Here is a 1,184-nt window from a genome sequence, read left to right as displayed (position 1 = left end):
CCATCACGCCGGGCTTCCATTCGACGATCTTTCCGCCCTATTTCGTCGCCGGCGCGCTCCTCTCCGGCTTCGCCATGGTGCTGACCATAGCCATTCCCTTGCGCTGGGCATTCGCTGTGGAAGACCTGATCACGCCGCGCCACATGGACAACGCCGCCAAACTGATGATCGCGGCCGGCATGGTCGTCATTTACGGCTATACATCGGAAGCGTTCTTCTCCTGGTATTCGGGTGAGCCTTACGAGAGCGCGATGATGGTCCAGCGCGCCGTCGGCCCTTATGCGCCGCTGTTCTGGACCATGCTCTTCTGCAATTGCGCGGTGCTGCAACTGCTTTGGTTTCGCCGTGTGCGATCCAATATGCCGCTGCTGTTTTCGATCGCTCTGATCATCAACATCGGCATGTGGCTGGAGCGCTACATCATCGTGGTGACCGGCCCCAGCCGCGACTACCTGCCGTCGTCCTGGGGCGAGCAGTCGCTGACCTGGCTCGATTTCGGCATCCTGCTCGGATCGATCGGCACCTTCTTCGCGCTGGTCTTCCTGTTTATCCGCATCCTGCCGGCTATAACCATCTTCGAGGTCGAGGAACTGGCCGAGCAGAAAGGCGGCGCGGCATGAGCGTCCATGGCGTCATCGCGGCTTTCGCCGATCCGGATGCGCTGACCAGGGCGGCGCAAGCGATGCGCGACAAGGGGTACCGGCATATGGATGCGTTCTCGCCGTTCGAGGTGCACGGCCTGACAGACATATTGGGCATGCGAAAGACACGGCTGACATGGGTCATGCTGTCGGGTGGCGTCGCCGGCGGCGTGCTGGTCTATGCATTGATCCTTTATTCCGTCGAGATCGACTATCCGGTCAATGTCGGCGGCCGGCCGCTGCATTCCTGGCCGCCGTTCACGGTCATCGCCTTCGAAGCCGCGATCCTGGCCAGCGTGTTTGCCGGCTTCTTCGGCATGCTGGCCGAGAACCGGCTGCCGCAATATTATCACCCCGTCTTCAACGCCGAGAGCTTCACCTACGCGAGCGGCGGCAAGTTCTACCTGCTGATCGAGGCCACCGACCCGAAATACCGCAAGGGCGTCACCAAGGGGCAGCTGACACGGCTTGGCGCCGAGACGGGCGAAGAGGTGGCGATATGAACCCGCGGCTGCTTTTGCCGGTTTGCCTGCTCCTCGGCGC

2 protein-coding genes are annotated in these 1,184 nt (G+C 62.0%); both read left to right on the top strand.

The features are described 5' to 3' along the window. Positions 1–620: NrfD/PsrC family molybdoenzyme membrane anchor subunit (gene nrfD, locus FJ980_RS32935; protein WP_181181403.1), on the top strand; the 620-nt coding region annotated here is incomplete at its 5' end. Further along, positions 617–1,144 carry a DUF3341 domain-containing protein gene (locus tag FJ980_RS32930; RefSeq protein WP_140547590.1) on the top strand — a complete coding sequence of 176 codons (528 nt, stop codon included), beginning with the start codon at positions 617–619 and terminating at the stop codon, positions 1,142–1,144. The genes nrfD and FJ980_RS32930, both read left to right, overlap by 4 nt. The last annotated feature ends 40 nt before the right edge of the window (positions 1,145–1,184 follow it).

It is taken from the genome of Mesorhizobium sp. B1-1-5 (assembly GCF_006443065.1).
GTDB lineage: Bacteria > Pseudomonadota > Alphaproteobacteria > Rhizobiales > Rhizobiaceae > Mesorhizobium.
Note: the sequence above shows the minus strand (reverse complement) of the source record. Positions and strands in the feature narration are given on the sequence as shown.